Origin of the sequence: Mesorhizobium sp. KR1-2, from assembly GCF_040045035.1 — a bacterium.
GTDB lineage: Bacteria > Pseudomonadota > Alphaproteobacteria > Rhizobiales > Rhizobiaceae > Pseudaminobacter.
In genome coordinates, this window is the sequence record NZ_JBDZDS010000012.1 from 192,383 (window position 1) to 207,530 (window position 15,148).

The 15,148-nt window shown below is 64.8% G+C and carries 17 protein-coding genes and 2 pseudogenes; 9 read left to right on the forward strand and 10 right to left on the reverse strand.

Annotation, left to right across the window (positions count from 1 at the left end):
- Positions 1-57: 57 nt before the first annotated feature.
- Positions 58-636, forward strand: a complete 579-nt coding sequence (locus ABLE85_RS21670) for a L,D-transpeptidase (protein WP_348794788.1) — start codon at positions 58-60, stop codon at positions 634-636.
- A gap of 23 nt (positions 637-659) precedes the next feature.
- Here the strand turns inward: ABLE85_RS21670 and ABLE85_RS21675 are convergent, their stop codons facing one another.
- From ABLE85_RS21675 to tsaD, 6 genes are read right to left on the reverse strand one after another with little or no spacing between them, the layout of a single operon-like run.
- A complete protein-coding gene (locus ABLE85_RS21675) occupies positions 660-1,067 on the reverse strand; it encodes a DUF1761 domain-containing protein (protein ID WP_348794789.1) in 408 nt (135 codons plus the stop codon).
- A gap of 50 nt (positions 1,068-1,117) precedes the next feature.
- On the reverse strand, positions 1,118-1,807 hold the full coding sequence (locus tag ABLE85_RS21680; protein WP_348794790.1) for a methyltransferase: 690 nt from the start codon (positions 1,805-1,807) through the stop codon (positions 1,118-1,120).
- Positions 1,762-2,187 carry an EVE domain-containing protein gene (locus tag ABLE85_RS21685; RefSeq protein ID WP_348794791.1) on the reverse strand — a complete coding sequence of 142 codons (426 nt, stop codon included), beginning with the start codon at positions 2,185-2,187 and terminating at the stop codon, positions 1,762-1,764. The genes ABLE85_RS21680 and ABLE85_RS21685 overlap by 46 nt, the downstream gene beginning before the upstream one ends.
- A gap of 11 nt (positions 2,188-2,198) precedes the next feature.
- Positions 2,199-2,495, reverse strand: a complete 297-nt coding sequence (locus ABLE85_RS21690) for a YciI-like protein (protein WP_348794792.1) — start codon at positions 2,493-2,495, stop codon at positions 2,199-2,201.
- A 20-nt stretch (positions 2,496-2,515) separates the two neighbouring features.
- Positions 2,516-3,499 (reverse strand): NAD(P)H-dependent glycerol-3-phosphate dehydrogenase, encoded by a 984-nt coding sequence (locus tag ABLE85_RS21695; RefSeq protein ID WP_348794793.1) that lies wholly within the window; start codon positions 3,497-3,499, stop codon positions 2,516-2,518.
- A complete protein-coding gene (gene tsaD / locus ABLE85_RS21700) occupies positions 3,496-4,581 on the reverse strand; it encodes a tRNA (adenosine(37)-N6)-threonylcarbamoyltransferase complex transferase subunit TsaD (protein WP_348794810.1) in 1,086 nt (361 codons plus the stop codon). The genes ABLE85_RS21695 and tsaD overlap by 4 nt, the downstream gene beginning before the upstream one ends.
- Positions 4,582-4,684: 103 nt before the next feature.
- On the opposite strand from tsaD, the gene hemC reads away from it, so the two are divergent.
- The 6 genes from hemC to ABLE85_RS21730 all read left to right on the forward strand — a co-directional run bounded on the left by hemC (position 4,685) and on the right by ABLE85_RS21730 (position 10,713).
- Entirely contained in the window at positions 4,685-5,614 is a 930-nt protein-coding gene (gene hemC / locus ABLE85_RS21705; protein WP_348794794.1) for a hydroxymethylbilane synthase, read from the forward strand.
- Entirely contained in the window at positions 5,615-6,340 is a 726-nt protein-coding gene (locus ABLE85_RS21710) for a uroporphyrinogen-III synthase (protein WP_348794795.1), read from the forward strand.
- A gap of 98 nt (positions 6,341-6,438) precedes the next feature.
- The gene (locus tag ABLE85_RS21715; protein ID WP_348794796.1) at positions 6,439-7,812 is read left to right on the forward strand and encodes a phage tail protein; all 1,374 of its coding nucleotides are present in this window, start codon (positions 6,439-6,441) and stop codon (positions 7,810-7,812) included.
- 13 nt (positions 7,813-7,825) lie between these two features.
- The gene (locus ABLE85_RS21720) at positions 7,826-9,400 is read left to right on the forward strand and encodes a heme biosynthesis protein HemY (RefSeq protein ID WP_348794797.1); all 1,575 of its coding nucleotides are present in this window, start codon (positions 7,826-7,828) and stop codon (positions 9,398-9,400) included.
- A 102-nt stretch (positions 9,401-9,502) separates the two neighbouring features.
- The gene (locus ABLE85_RS21725) at positions 9,503-9,988 is read left to right on the forward strand and encodes a TerB family tellurite resistance protein (protein WP_348794798.1); all 486 of its coding nucleotides are present in this window, start codon (positions 9,503-9,505) and stop codon (positions 9,986-9,988) included.
- Between the two features lie 5 nt (positions 9,989-9,993).
- Positions 9,994-10,713: a glutamine amidotransferase gene (locus ABLE85_RS21730; RefSeq protein ID WP_348794799.1), complete on the forward strand. Its 720-nt coding sequence runs from the start codon at positions 9,994-9,996 to the stop codon at positions 10,711-10,713.
- 93 nt (positions 10,714-10,806) lie between these two features.
- On the opposite strand, the gene ABLE85_RS21735 is transcribed toward ABLE85_RS21730, so the two are convergent.
- Entirely contained in the window at positions 10,807-11,007 is a 201-nt protein-coding gene (locus ABLE85_RS21735) for a hypothetical protein (RefSeq protein WP_348794800.1), read from the reverse strand.
- 383 nt (positions 11,008-11,390) lie between these two features.
- On the opposite strand from ABLE85_RS21735, the gene ABLE85_RS21740 reads away from it, so the two are divergent.
- Positions 11,391-12,683, forward strand: a complete 1,293-nt coding sequence (locus ABLE85_RS21740) for an NCS2 family permease (protein WP_348794801.1) — start codon at positions 11,391-11,393, stop codon at positions 12,681-12,683.
- Positions 12,684-12,767: 84 nt separating this feature from the next.
- Here the strand turns inward: ABLE85_RS21740 and ABLE85_RS21745 are convergent, their stop codons facing one another.
- The 3 genes and pseudogenes from ABLE85_RS21745 to ABLE85_RS21755 all read right to left on the reverse strand — a co-directional run bounded on the left by ABLE85_RS21745 (position 12,768) and on the right by ABLE85_RS21755 (position 14,446).
- Positions 12,768-13,103 carry a hypothetical protein gene (locus tag ABLE85_RS21745; RefSeq protein WP_348794802.1) on the reverse strand — a complete coding sequence of 112 codons (336 nt, stop codon included), beginning with the start codon at positions 13,101-13,103 and terminating at the stop codon, positions 12,768-12,770.
- 384 nt (positions 13,104-13,487) lie between these two features.
- Positions 13,488-13,979 (reverse strand): annotated as a pseudogene (locus ABLE85_RS21750) (IS3 family transposase); the annotation flags it as partial.
- A 128-nt stretch (positions 13,980-14,107) separates the two neighbouring features.
- Positions 14,108-14,446 carry a hypothetical protein gene (locus ABLE85_RS21755; RefSeq protein ID WP_348794803.1) on the reverse strand — a complete coding sequence of 113 codons (339 nt, stop codon included), beginning with the start codon at positions 14,444-14,446 and terminating at the stop codon, positions 14,108-14,110.
- Positions 14,447-14,618: 172 nt separating this feature from the next.
- Here ABLE85_RS21755 and ABLE85_RS21760 point away from each other — a divergent pair.
- Positions 14,619-15,032 (forward strand): annotated as a pseudogene (locus ABLE85_RS21760) (recombinase family protein); the annotation flags it as partial.
- Positions 15,033-15,148: the final 116 nt, after the last annotated feature.

Consider the following 15,148-nt stretch of genomic DNA (forward strand, 5'->3'; position numbering starts at 1 on the left):
CGATCGTTTATGCGGAACCTAGCCTCCAGAACAGCCAATCACGGTGATTTGTTCCATATGCAATCATACTCCAAAAAACATGAGCGCAATGAGGCATATGCAAAAATCCCGCACCAAATCCGGGTTCTGACGGTTCGCGCCCGCCCGGGACACCCTTCGCAGGGGTTGCTGAATGTCGCAGGCACGGTGTTTCCCTGCGCGCTCGGGAGCGGGGGCATCACGGCCAACAAGCGCGAGGGCGACGGCGGCACGCCTCTGGCGGCGATGCGCATCCTGTCGGGTTATTTCCGGCGAGACCATTTCACGGGCAAGCGGACGCGGTTGGCGATGCAGGAGATCGATGCCTCGCTGGGCTGGTGCGAGGTGCCGGACGACCGCAACTACAATCGCCCCGTCCGGTTGCCCTATGCCGCGAGCCATGAGCACATGCGGCGCGACGACCGGCTCTACGATGCCTGCCTGGTTCTCGACTGGAACATCCGCCCGCGTCGTCGCGGGCGCGGCAGCGCCATTTTCTTCCACCTTGCCCGGCCCGGCTTCACGCCGACGCAGGGGTGCGTGGCGGTGACCGCCAGGGTGATGGCACGGCTGCTGCCGTATCTTTCGGGCCGGACAGTGCTGAGGGTGGTGCGTTAGCTCGAAGCAGTCCGGCCGGACGCTCAGACGCCCCACCAGCCGAGGATCGCGCCCATGATGAGGGTGACGCCGAGCCAGTGAAGGCCGTCGATGATCGTGAGGCTCCAGCCGAATCCCTGGTAGCGGTGATTCACCGCCTGCGTGGTGGCGATGAAGCCCAGCCACACGAACAGGCCTGAAATCAGGCCGTTCTGGAGAGTGACCTCACCGGCACCGAGGTGCCCGAGGACACCCGCGAGTACCCAGGCCATGATCAGTTCGCAAAAGAAGTTGGTGATGAAGAGTGCCGGGGACATCTTGGCCGTCGTCGGATCGATCCGTGCAGCCTTCATCCACGGCTTGCTCAAGGCGCCGTAATAGACCGCTCCGAACGCAAAGGCGGCGATTGCCGCGACAAGGATCGCCAGATAGTTCACGCCGGCAAAGTTCATGATGTCCTCCCGCTACAGCATTTTGATTGAACGCCGTCTGGAAGTGGCCGTCAACCGAAGCGCCAGACCGTGGTGCGCTTGACCTCGGCGTCCTCCAGGGCGCGGGTGACCGGCACCTGGTAGGCGGCAAGTGGGTCGAGCCGTTCCTTCGGAAGATAGGAGCGGCCGGGATCGCCGACGAGAATATCGGCCCCGCGTCGGCGCAGGGCGGAAAACCATTCGACCAGCCGTTCGGCGAAGTCCTTCTGATAGAAAACGTCGCCGGCCAGAACCACTTCCCAGCCGCCATCGGTGCCGATCGTGTCACTGCCGACGAAACGCGGCGAAACGCCGTTGGCCGCGCCGTTCAGCGTTACGGCTGCTTCGCAGAAGCGGTCGATGTCGGCAGCGATCACTTCGCGCGCGCCGGCCATGGCCGCGGCTATGGCCACCAGGCCGGAGCCGGATGCGAAATCCAGCACGCGCTTTCCCCGAACCGAATCGGGATTGTCGAGGATGTAGCGGGCCAACCCTTGTCCGCCCGCCCAGGCAAAGGCCCAGAACGGCGGAGGAAGACCGATCTCGGCCAGCTCTTCCTCGGTCTTTTCCCACAGCTCATGCGCTTCGTGTGCGAGATGCAACCGGATCTCGGGCACGTGAGGCGGCGCCATCAGTTCGGTGTTGGCGCGGATGAATCTTTCGGCCTCCGCGGGCGTCACGGCGCGGGATCGAGGCCGCCCATACGGCAGACCTCTTGCCATTCGTCGGCGGTTACCGGCTGCACCGACAGGCGCATCGAGGTCACCAGCGACATCTTTTCAAGCTTCGGATTGGCCTTCACGTCGGCCAGCGTCACCGGCCGCGGCATATCACGCACGGCGCGGACGTCGACGCATTCCCAGCGCGGGTCTTCCGTGGTGGTGTCATGATGGGCAAGCGCGCAGACCTCGCAGATGCCGACGACATTGAGCCCCTCGTTGGAGTGGTAGAAGAAGCCGAGATCGCCGATCTGCATGGCGCGCATGTTATTGCGGGCCTGGTAGTTGCGCACCCCGTCCCATTGGGTGCCCTTGCCTCCAAGCGCCTTGAGCATGTCGAAGGAGAACTTGAACGGCTCGGATTTGAACAGCCAATAGTTCATGTCGTGCGTCCTCAGGCGCTTGCCGGATTGTTGAACACCCAGTTCCAGGGGCGGATCTCGACCGTATCGAACAGCCCGGCTTTCGCGTAGGGGTCCCGTGCCGCCAGGTCGGCAGCGGCCGCTTTGTCGGCGGCCTCGATCACCACCAGGCTGCCGCAGGGCTTCCCGTCGTCATCCAGGAAAGGGCCGGCGAATTTCAGCGTGCCGTCGGCGTTGAGGCCGTTCAGGAAGGCGACGTGATCGGGCCGCACATCGAGCCGAAGCTGCAAATGGTCCGGCTTGTCCTTGCAGATGAACGCAAACAGCATGGTATTCCGCTCCTGTTTCCTTACTCAGCTTCGGGGCGCAGCGGACGCGACATCAGCGCAGAGACCGCTTCGTGAATGGTGAGCGCGCCTTCGAGGATCTGCGCAACGGCGGTGGTGATCGGCGCGTCGATGCCCAGCTCCCGGGCAATCCGCGCGGCAATCGCGGCCGTGGCGACGCCTTCGGCCAGCGGCCGGCCGGCAAGTGACTCGCCGCGCCCCAGCGCCAGTCCGTAGGAGAAGTTGCGCGATTGCGCCGACGAACAGGTCAGCATCAGGTCGCCGAAGCCCGAAAGCCCCATCAGCGTTTCCGGCCGCACGCCGAAGGCCGCGCCGATGCGGCGCAACTCGGCGAAGGCGCGCGTCACCATCGCAGCTTGGGCGCTTGCGCCCAGTCCGGCCCCAGTCACGGCGCCCGCGGCAATGGCAAAAACGTTCTTCAGGGCACCACCGAGCTCGACGCCGACAAGATCGTCGGTCGAATAGCAGCGGAAGCTCTCGGTCGAGAAGCGCTGTGCAAGTGCTGCCGCCAGCTTTTCCTCGCCCGCGGCGATCACCACTGCCGTGGGCAGGCCGCGCGCCACGTCCGTTGCGAAGCTCGGGCCGGAAAGGGCGGCGACCGGATTGCCTGGGACAAGCTCTTCCGCGATCCGCGACAGCAGCGTGCCGGTGTCGCGCTCGATGCCCTTGGCGCAGAGCACGAGCGGCACGCCGGCCGGCATATGCGGTTTGGCCTGGGTCAGAACTGCGCGCAGAACTTGCGCCGGCGTGACCACCAGCACGCAGTCGGCCCCGCGCAGTGCCTCGTCGAGATCCGTGGTGGCATCCAGCGGCGGCTCGAGGCGCATTCCTGGCAGGTAGCGAGGATTTTCGCCTTGCCGGATTGCCGCCACCATTGCCGCGTCGCGAGCCCACAGGCGCACCGCATTGCCGCCGCGGGCCATGGTCAGGGCAAGTGCCGTTCCCCAGGCGCCGCCGCCCAGAACCGTGATGCGATATTCCTTCACGCCTTTGCTCCCCGCCGGCCCGAGCCCACCACCGGCGCCGACACGCTGTCGAGCGGCCAGCGCGAACGCGGCACGAAATCCATCGCTCCGGGCTCTACCAGCCCGGTACGCATGCGTTCAATGCCGGCCCAGGCGATCATCGCCGCATTGTCGGTGCACAATTCATGCGGCGGCGCCACGAAGGAAAAGCCGTGATCCTGGCAAAGCGTCTCCAGCGTTGCCCGGATCGCCCGGTTGGCCGCGACGCCGCCGGCGACGACCAGTGCCGGAGTCTTCGCGCCGGGATATTCCTCGCGGAATCGTGCCAGCGCCCGGCCGACACGGTCGCCCAGCGCATCCGAAACCGCCGCCTGGAAGGAGGCGCAGATGTCGGCCACATCCTGGTCGGTCAGCGGCGCGATTGCGGTCGCGGCCTGCCGCACCGCGGTCTTCAGCCCCGAGAACGAAAAGTCCGGCCTCGCCTCGCCCTTCATCGGCCGGGGGAAGGCGAAGCGGGCGGCATCGCCGCTTGCCGCGGCCTTTTCCACGTTCGGGCCGCCCGGATAGGGCAGGCCGAGCATCTTGGCGGTCTTGTCGAAGGCTTCGCCCAGCGCGTCGTCAATGGTCGTGGCCCAGCGCTGGTAGTCGCCGACGCCGCGCACGAGCAGAATCTGCGTGTGGCCGCCGGAGACGAGCAGCAGCAGATAGGGGAACGAAAGCTGGTCGGTGAGCCGCGCCGTCAGGGCATGGCCCTCGAGATGGTTGACCGCGATCAGCGGCTTGCCGGCAGCGGCGGCGATGGCCTTTGCGGTCATCAGGCCGACGATCAGCCCGCCGACGAGCCCGGGCCCGGCGGTGGCGGCGACGGCATCGATCTCGGCCAGATCCGTTCCCGCCTTGGCCAGCGCAGCCTCCACGATGCCGTCCAGCGCCTCGACATGGGCGCGCGCCGCGATCTCGGGCACCACGCCGCCGAAGGCCGCGTGCTCCTCGATCTGGCTCAGGACGACGTTGGACAAGATCCGCGGCGCCGAGCCTTCGCTGAGCGCGACTACGCTCGCAGCCGTCTCGTCGCAGCTTGTCTCGATCCCGAGCACGCGGATCATGGCGTCATTTGGTTGCATTGCCCGACCGTGATTTCCCCGATAGGAGGATTGGGGGAAGAAACATTCCCGTTCGCCGGGTGGGTATCACGGACCGAGCGCCATGCAAACAAAAGCCTTGAAAATCGGAACACGCGCCAGCCCGCTGGCATTGGCGCAAGCAACCGAAACCCGCGCCAGGCTGATGGCCGCGCACGGCCTGGGCGAAGAAGCCTTCGAGATCGTGCCGCTGACCACGACGGGCGACCGCATCCTGGATCGTCCGCTTTCTGAGGTGGGAGGCAAGGGCCTCTTCACCAAGGAACTCGAGGAGGCCCTGTTCGACGGCCGAATCGACATTGCCGTCCATTCCTCGAAGGACATGGCGACGGTTCTTCCCGAGGGCCTCGAGGTTTCGACCTTCCTGCCGCGCGAGGACACGCGTGACGCCTTCATCGGCAAGCTCGCGCCTTCCATTGCCGAACTGCCGCATGGAGCCGTCGTCGGCTCCGCCTCGCTTCGGCGCCAGGCGCTGATCCGGCGCATGCGGCCCGACCTCGATGTGGTGATCTTCCGCGGCAACGTGCAGACGCGTCTGCGCAAGCTGGAGGAGGGCATCGCCGCCGGCACGCTGCTCGCCAATGCGGGCCTGCGCCGCCTCGGGATGGAGCATGTCATCACCGACCTGATGTCGCTGGAAATGTTCCCACCGGCGCCCGGCCAGGGCGCCATCGGCATCGAGATCCGCTCCGCGGATGCGTGGGTAAAGCAGATGCTCGCGCCGATCCATGACGAACCTACCGGATATGCGCTTGCCTGCGAGCGCGCCTATCTGCGCGTGCTCGACGGGTCCTGCCGCACGCCCATCGCCGGCCATGCCGTCGTTGACGGCGACCGACTGTATTTCAGCGGCATCATCCTATCCCTCGACGGTCAGGAAGCGCACGAGGTGCGAGCCGAAGGCAAGGCGACGGATGCCGAGGCGATCGGCCGCGCTGCTGGCGAAGAGGTCCGCGACAGGGCCGGCACGCGTTTCTTCGAGGGCTGGGGCTGAATGGGCGGCCGCGTCCTCGTGACACGGCCTGAGCCTGCCGCGTCGGCCACGGCGCGACGGCTCGAAGCGGCGGGATTTTCGCCGATCGTTCTTCCGCTTTCACGGACCCAGCCGCTTGCCGTTGACGCGACTGCGCTCCCGGATCACATAGACGCAGTTGCCGTCACCAGCGCCAATGCCGTTCGGCATGCGTCGGCTGAGCTGACCGCCGCCCTGAGTGCGAGGCGCTGCTTCGCGGTAGGCCGAAAGACGGCCAAGGCGGCGCGAGAGGCGGGCTTCCGGCTTGTCACGGAAGGCCCGGGTGACGCCGTCGGCCTCGCGGCCATGATCGCCGCTGAACTGCCCGTGGGGGCACGCATCGCCTATCTGACCGGCCGCGTGCGGCTGCCCGATTTCGAACGGCGCCTGACGGAGGCAGGATACAGGCCGCATGTCGTCGAGACCTACGACACCTGCCTTGCCGACCAGTCGGCCGAAACTCTTTCCGTGCTTCCGAAGGATGGTTCGGTCGATGCGGTTCTGCTCTATTCGGCCAAGGCCGCCGAGGCTTTTTCGGCTCTCGCGAAAGGCGATTCGCGGCTTACGTCGACACGCTGCCTGTGCCTGTCCGGCCGGGTCGCCGATGCTCTGCAGGGCGCGCAGACCGACAGGATTTTCGTGGCGGATGAGCCGTCCGAGGAAGCGCTGGTGGCGCTTCTGACGGCCGTCTGCGGGACCGCTTCATGACCGCGCCTCTTTTCACGCCCCGCTGGTGTGGTACTGATCCCTTCCACGGTCTCGCGCCTGGGAATTTTTGAAATCGACAATCATTGCGGAGTTCTCACATGGTCAAGACGCCGAGTACGCGGCACTCGAAGACGCATCGGGAACCGGTGACAATCGAGCTGGAACCGGGCGCGGTCTCGCGCATTTCCGACCCGCAGGACGAGCCGTCCAAGGCGCAGCCCGAGACCCCCACGACACAGGATTCCACGATGGCTGAAAAGACCGCCGAGGCGCCGGACGCCCCGAGCAAGCCCGATCTGCAGACCGAATCCGCGGCACCTGCGAGCGAGCGCGCTGCCGCCAGTGCCGCCCCGGAAGCCGGCGAAGCTGCGCGAGAAAGGCGCTGGGCAGGGCCTTCGGTCGAGCAGCCGGAAACCCGGCGCGGAGGCTTCCCGCCGCTGGTCGCCGGCCTGGTCGGAGGGCTGATCGCGGTTGCCGGTGCGGGAGCGCTGCAATATGGCGGCGTGCTGCCGGCTCCCGGCACGAGCGATGCGACGGCCCCGGCGCTGGATGCGCTGCGTGCCGAGCTTGCCGGGATGCGTCAGGATATCGACACACTGAAGGGTGCCGCCGGCCAGCCGGACGCGCGTACGACCGGCGAGATCGAGGCGGTGACCAGGTCGCTCGATGAGGTGAAGGCGGACATCTCCAGCCTGCGCCAGTCTGTCGAGGCTTCGTCGGGCAGCGGGAACGCGGTGGAGGCGCTGGACGGCCGCATCAAGGATATGGAGGCCGAGATCGCCGCGCTGCGCGAGCAGGGTGCGGCTCAGGCAGCTTCCGGCGATATCACCGCGCTTGGCGAGCGCATAGCCAGCCTCGAGGCGCTGGAAAAGGCCAATGGCGAAGCGATCGCCGCGAGCAATGGCAAGCTTTCCGCGCTGGAACAGAAGGTCACCGACCTGTCCGGCAAGGTCGAGGCGCAGGCAGGGCAGCCCAAGGTGGCGCTGGCCATCGCCGCTTCGGCGCTCAAGTCGGCGGTCGAGCGCGGCGCGCCGTTCGAGGCGGAGCTGGAGACCTTTGCCGCGTTGTCGCCCAATGCGCCCGGCCTCGACGCCCTGCGTGCCTATGCGCAGTCCGGCGTGCCGACGATGACGGAAATCCTCGGCGAGGCCGATGCGGCGGTGAAGGCGATGATCGCAGCCGGCAAGCCGGTCGATGAGAAGGCAGGCTTGTTCGACAGGCTGCTCAACAGTGCCCAATCGCTGGTCACGGTGCGGCCGGTCGGTCCGGTCGAGGGCAGCGGTGTCCCGGAGACGGCGGCGCGCATGGAATTCGAGTTGAAGTCGGGCGAGCTCGACAAGGCGCTGGCCGAGTACGACTCCCTGCCCGAGCCGGCCAAGGAGGCGGGCGCCGCCTTTGCCGAGAAGGTCCGCGCCCGCGCCCAGGCGCAGAAGCTGGTCGACGAGGCGGTTGCCGGCGCGATGAAGGGCTAGGGGAGAAAGGCCGATGATCCGTATCCTCCTCTTCCTCCTGGTCGTGTTCCTGCTGGGGCTGGGCTTTGCCTGGCTTGCCGACCGGCCGGGCGACATGATCGTCACCTTCAACGGCTATCAGTATGAAGTGAAGCTCATCGTCGCGGCCGTTGCGGTGACGGCCATCGTGGCGGCGATGATGTTGCTCTGGTGGCTGACCAAGTCGATCTGGAACAGCCCCTACACCATTGCGCGCTATTTTCGCGTGCGCCGCCGCGATCGCGGCTACCAGGCTCTGTCGACCGGCATGATCGCGGCCGGGGCCGGAGACGCCGCGCTGGCGCGCAAGATGAACAGGCAGGCGGCCAAGCTGATCCGCTCCGACCAGGAGCCGCTGGTCCAGCTGCTCGACGCGCAGGCTTCGCTTCTGGAAGGCGATCACGAGGCGGCGCGCAGCAAGTTCGAGATGATGCTGGACGATCCCGAAATGCGGCTTCTCGGATTGCGCGGCCTCTATCTCGAGGCCGAGCGGCTGGGGCATCGCGAGGCGGCAAGGCACTATGCCAGCCGCGCGGCCGACGTGGCGCCGCAGCTTGGCTGGGCGTCGGAATCGACGCAGGAGGAGAAGGTCGAGCGCGGCGACTGGGACGGCGCCCTGAAGCTCGTCGAGGCGCAGAAATCCACCCGCCACATCGACCCGTCCGCCGCCAATCGCCGCCGCGCGGTGCTGCTCACGGCCAAGGCGATGTCCACCCTAGACTCGGACCTCCCCGCAGCGAGGCAGGCGGCCCTGGAGGCCAACCGGCTGGCGCCCGAGTTCGCGCCGACGGCCATGATTGCCGCGCGCGCACTGTTCCGGCAGGACGACATCCGCAAGGGCTCCAGGATCATCGAGACAGCCTGGAAGGCGGAGCCGCATCCGGAGCTCGCCGATCTCTACGTCCACGCACGTCCGGGTGATGCCGTGCTTGACCGCCTGTCGCGGGCGCGCCGGCTGCAGTCGCTCAAGCAGAATCACCCTGAATCGTCTCTTGCCGTGGCGCGTGCCGCGCTCGATGCCGGCGAATACAAGATTGCGCGCGAGGAGGCAGAGGCCGCTATCCGCATGCAGCCGCGCGAAAGCGCCTATCTGCTGCTGGCCGACATCGAGGAGGCCGAGACGAGCGATCAGGGTAAGGTGCGCCAGCTTCTTGCCAAGGCGATGCGGGCGTCGCGCGACCCGGCATGGGTGGCCGACGGCTTTGCCTCCGAGCGCTGGGCGCCGGCCTCGCCGGTAACCGGCAAGATCGACGCTTTCGAATGGCGGGTTCCGGTCGAGCGGCTGGGCCAGCTGATCGAGCAGGACGAGGAAGTATCGCAGGCCGTCCGGCCCGCGATCGAGGCTCCGAGCAAGCCGGACGCTGACATGGTCGAGCTCGCGTCCGAGCTGGGCGAGAGCAAGCCGCCACCGCCCAAAGCCGAACCGAGGAAGCGACAGGAAGCCGCCGCCCCGCCGGTGACGGATGCCGTGACAGAGGACGAAGAGCCGCGGCCGACCCGGCTGCCCGACGATCCGGGCGTCAACCCGGAGGAGGCGGAACAATCGCAGCGGCGCTTCCGTTTGTTCTGAAGACGGGGTGTCACGGACAGGATTTTCGCTTCGTGCCTCGCGTCGCGATGGACAGGCGCGCTGGGCTCGCGCTAGCTTCGGGCCGACTCACGGGAAATAGGAATGTTCGAACGCATTCTGTCCTTTCTGAAGGACCTGCCTGCCGGAATCTCCGGAACCGTCACGCTCAGTGCCGATGACCCGCGTGTGGCGGCCGCCGCACTGCTCTATCACGTCATGAGCGCGGACGGCGTGAGCCAGGACATCGAATGGGAGCGGCTGAAGCAGGTTCTGTCCGAAGCCTATGGCGTCAGCGGCAATGAGCTCGCGGCGCTGGTCGCGGCCGGAAAGCAGGCCGACGACGAGGCCATCGATCTCTACGCTTTCACCAGCGTCCTCAACCGGCATCTCGATGAGGCCGGCCGTGTCGAGTTCATCCGGCTGATGTGGGAGGTCGTCTATGCGGACGGCGAACTGCACGAGCTGGAAGACAACGTCATCTGGCGGGTGGCAGAGCTGATCGGCGTCGATCGACACGACCGCATCGCCATGCGCCGGCAGGTCGCTGAGACAGCGGCCAAGGCTACCAGCGGCAGGTCGGACGAATAGTCTCCATGCCGCCCATGCATCCCAGCCGCCGACCGAAAATCCTCGTGGTACTGCATCAGGAAAGCTCCAGCCCCGGGCGGGTCGGTCATCTGCTTCTGGAAAACGGGTTCGATCTCGACATCAGGCGGCCGGCGCTGGGCGACGACTTGCCCGAAACGCTGGACGGCCATGCCGGCGCCGTGGTCTTCGGCGGCCCGATGAGCGCCAACGACAGCGATGAATTCGTCCGTCGTGAGACGGACTGGCTGTCGGTGCCTCTGAAGGAGAACCGCCCCTTTCTCGGCATCTGCCTTGGCGCGCAGATGCTGGTCAACCATCTCGGCGGCAAGGTCGAGGGACATCACGAGGGACTGGTTGAGATCGGCTGGTACCCTTTGAAAGCGACCGACGAGGGCAGGAAGCTGATGCACTGGCCGGAGATGGTCTATCAGTTCCACCGCGAGGGCTTTTCGCTGCCCTCGGGAGCCACCCTGCTGGCGACCGCCGAAACCTATCCGAACCAGGCGTTTCGCTATGGCAGCAACGCCTGGGGCATCCAGTTTCACGCCGAACTCACCCGCATCATGATGCATCGCTGGGTGGTGCACGGGGCCCATCGCTTCGAGCTTCCGGGCGCGCAGCAAGGCCGCGACCATCTTGGCGGCCGGCTGATCTGGGACATGCACCTGAAGCGCTGGCTGGCGGAGTTCCTACACATGATCGTCGGTCGGCCTGAGCAGGCTTAAGGCATCATCCCGCAAAGGTGCAGACTTTCCGGGCAAGATCATGCGTTTGAAAAAGCTGGAGCGAGATAGCGATCCAGGGAAAAGCATCTCGCTCTAAAGCATGCTGTCGGGTGGCTGGCTCCCATCGATATCAGTGCCCAAGTCGCCGCCGAGCGCGATGAGAACCCCGGCGATCGCCGCACCGGTCGCCAGGCCGATGACGAAGCCGAGATTGGGGCTGCTCAAGGCCATGCCGATGACGGTTCCGGCGAGCGCGCAAACAATCAGGCAAACAGCGAACTGCAGCGTGTTCATGACTTTTCCCTCTGGCGTTTCCCGAGGTGCGCGCTGGGCCCGGCGTCCTGACGGCGGCGTGGCAGCAGTATTTTCTTCGATGAGTCCGCGGGATCGTGGTGCTATCAGCTCCAGCAACAGGTCCCGCCGGAGACCTCCTCTTCCTCGTCACGAGCAACGCGGATGATTCCGGCGCACCAATGCAGAGATAAGCCGCGAGCGTCCGAAGGGTTCCCTTGGCAAAGATGGCTCGCAGTTCCTTCGACCTATGCATTGCTACGCAACCATGACGATTTCGGTTACAGTTGGCTGACTCTGGCCGACGAAAACAGGCAGCCGCTTTTGAACGAACAGGTTTGAATCTGGGCAAAGGCCGGCAGGCAGGCGCGACGGAGGGGAAGGCCATGCTGGAAGAGTTTTTCGACCTGAAGGCGCAGGGCACGTCGATTCGGACCGAGGTGATCGCGGGGATCACCACCTTCCTGACCATGTCCTACATCATGTTCGTCAACCCCTCGATACTGTCCACGACGGGGATGGACCGCAACGCGGTGTTCGTGGCCACCTGTCTTGCCGCGGCGCTCGGCTCCGCGATCATGGCGTTCTTGCCGAAATGGCCGATCGGCATGGCACCGGGCATGGGGCTCAACGCCTTCTTCGCCTTCACGGTCGTGGCGGGGCTGGGCTTTTCCTGGCAGCAGGCGCTTGGCGCGGTCTTCATTTCGGGCGTCATTTTCCTCATCCTGACGCTTACCGGCGTGCGCAGCTGGCTGATCGCGGGCATCCCCCACTCAATGCGCAGCGCGGTTGCCGCCGGCATCGGCCTGTTCCTGGGCATCGTCGCGCTGAAGAGTTCCGGCATCGTCGTGGCCAACGAAGCGACCTTCGTGGCGTTGGGCGACGTGACCCAGAAGGGGCCCCTGCTTACCATTCTCGGCTTCTTCATCATTGCCGCCCTCGACGGCCTCAGGGTGCGCGGCGCGATCCTCATCGGCATCTTGGTGATCACCGCGCTGTCGATGGCGCTCGGCATAAGCGGGTTCCACGGCGTCGTCTCCATGCCGCCGAGCATCGCGCCGACATTCCTGAAGCTGGACATTCCCGGGGCGCTGCACACCGGGCTCCTGCACGTCATCCTGGTCTTCGTCCTGGTGGAGGTGTTCGACGCCACCGGCACGCTGATCGGCGTGGCCAAGCGCGCCGGGCTGATCGAGGAAGGCAAGCCCAATCGCCTGGGTCGCGCCCTTCTGGCCGACAGCACGGCCATCGTGGCCGGTTCGCTGCTGGGCACCAGCAGCACGACCGCCTATGTGGAAAGCGCTGCCGGCGTGCAGGCCGGCGGCCGCACCGGCCTCACGGCGCTGGTGATCGCGGTGCTTTTCGTGGCTTCGCTGTTCTTCTCGCCATTGGCGGCGGACGTGCCGGTCTATGCGACGGCACCGGCGCTGCTCTACGTGGCCTGCCTCATGGCGCGGGAGCTGGTCGACGTGGAATGGGGCGACATCACCGAGGCCACGCCTGCGGCGCTGACGGCGATGGTGATGCCCTTCACCTATTCGATCGCCAACGGCCTCGCCTTCGGTTTCATCAGCTATGCGGCGCTGAAGACCCTGACCGGTCGCCCCGCACAGGTCCATCCGGCGACCTGGCTCGTCGCGGCGCTTTTCATCGTGCGCTTCGCATTTTTCCCGACATAGGGGCGGGGCAAGCTCTCGAAGCAGGCGCCAAATTAAGAAGGGGCCGGCAAAGCGGCCCCTGGTCATCCTGCCGGACCGATCACGTTACTCGGTGATCGTGTATTCGCCGAGTTCGCAGAGGTCCTGCGTATCGGTGGTCGTGTCCAGGTCGGAATCCTCGGAGAACTCGAACTTCATATCGTATTTGCAGACCTTGCGGCCGTCGGCGATGGTCACGCGCGCGCTCTCGCCGGGATTGAGAACGTCCCTGCCCAAAACGTCCTCTTCCCACTCGTTGACGTTGACCGGAGACGTATAGAACTCGGTCAGCACCGAGTTGGTGCCGTTCTTGAGCGTGAAGACCAGATCGTCAGCCTTGGCAACCCCCACCGAAACAAAACCTGCTGCGGCGAATACCGCCGCAAATTTCAAAAACCCCATAATATTCATGCTCCTACCCGAAATTGGGCCGGTTGCTTATATGCTGACGGAAGATGAATACAATATGAATGCATGAAATTGTCCCAGCCAGCTCTACGCCCCCTTTTTGACCAAGTAACATTCCGAAGTAGTCTATGAAGTTCTGTCACACTCGACGCGCGGGGCAGTAAACGAAACTTCAGGTGTCTCGTCTCGGTTGGTAATGAGTGCTCAGTTTGGCGTGCCGATAGCGACGGCCAAGTCTTGCTTGGCGTCTGGCAGGTGACATTCATGAACAGAATTTGATCCGCTGGTGGAGCGGAGGGGGTATCCTTCAAAGGATTTTTCTTGCGCTATTTCAAATAGATTTTGCTATGGCCTGCTGCCGGTTTTTCGGGCGCTGAGTTAGGCTAAACCCACCTTGTTTTCAAACGCGTTCGGGTTGAGATAGCCCAGCGTGGAGTGGCGACGCTTCGGGTTGTAGAAGCGTTCGATGTAGTCGAACATATCCGCCTTGGCGTCGTCGCGGGTCTGTAGACCTTCCGTGCCGTCCTCTCGGTTTTCAGCGAGGAGAAGAAACTCTCCATGGCAGCGTTGGCCCAGACGTTGCCGGATCGGCTCATCGAGAATACATCCAGCGCTTCGCAGAGCCATGCCACCGGCCAGATCGAACGGTGCTTTGCAATAAAGCGAACTTCATATCGCGTCCCTTGCAAAGTAGGCCGCGGCCCTTTTTAGGATATCGCGTTCCGCCTCCAGCTTCGCGGCCTCACGGCGCAGCCTCTCAACCTCAAGCTGCTCCGGTTTCATCTGCCCATGGCCGGGCAAGGCCTGCGTCGGATCAGCACCACATTCCTTGACCCATTTGCGCAGGACATTCTCAGGAACGTCCAGATCGCCAGGGCGAACCAATCACCGGGCCTCGGCCGCCTAACGGCTGGCAGCGAATTCGAAGGATGCAATGACTACCGGTCTGAGGCCGCCGTCAGGCTGGAACCGGACGACGGCCACGTTCGTAAGCTGACTTAGAAGTTGTGATTGCCGTTGTAGTTTCCGTTGTGGCTGCCGTAGTTATCGTTGCCGTTCCAGTTGCCGTTGCGCGAGCCCCAGTTGTGGTTGCCGTTGTCGTTTCCGTTGTGGCTGCCGTCGTTGAAGTTGCCGTTCCAGTTGCCGTTGTTGGAGCCCCAGTTGTCGTTGCCGTTTCCGTTTCCGTTGTGGCTGCCGTCGTTGAAGTTGCCGTTCCAGTTGCCGTTGTTGGAGCCCCAGTTGCCGTTGCCGTTGCCGTTGCCGTTGTCGCTACCACCGGCAGCAGCGAAAGCAGTCATCGCGATAAGTGCGGTAGCTGTAAGCAGGAGCTTTTTCATAACGTTCCCTTTCATGAAGCGAGTATCAGGAGAGGACTGTTGTGGTGCGACTGCATTCACAACGCGCTAATCGTTGCGTTTGCGAGTGTGAAAATCAATTCGGGATAAACTCGCCTGTACATGTGAGGAAACAGAGAGCGCATGCATGTTTGAGTGCCGTCGCCTGCGGGGGGAAACCTGACGGTTGCGGGTAGAGGCTGCACTGGACTATGTGCGCGAAGGCGACACGCTGATCGTCACCAAGCCTGACCGCTTGGCTCGTTCGACGGCTGACCTCTTGGACATCACCGAGCGCCTGAAGGCCAAGGGCGTAACGCTGCGCATTCTCTCCATGCAGATGGATACCAACACTGCCACCGGCAAGCTGATGCTGACGATGTTGGCGGGCATTGCAGAGTTTGAACGTGACCTGATGCTTGAGCGGCAGCGCGAGGGCATCGCCAAGGCGAAGGCTGACGGCAAATACAGGGGCAGAGCGCCGACCGCTCGCCGGAAATCGGCTGAGGTCCTGGCTCTCAAGGCGCAGGGCAAGTCCGCCGACGCCATAGCCGAGGCGCTACAGGTGAGCCGGTCAAGTGTCTGTTGATTTCCGCCAGGAACTGACCCGGGATTTCCGCCGAGAATTGACCCGCCTTTCAGGTATGTTTCGGTTCGGTGGTGGTGGTCAAGGTCCTGCTTTTCTCCTTCGTGGTTTTGGTCTCA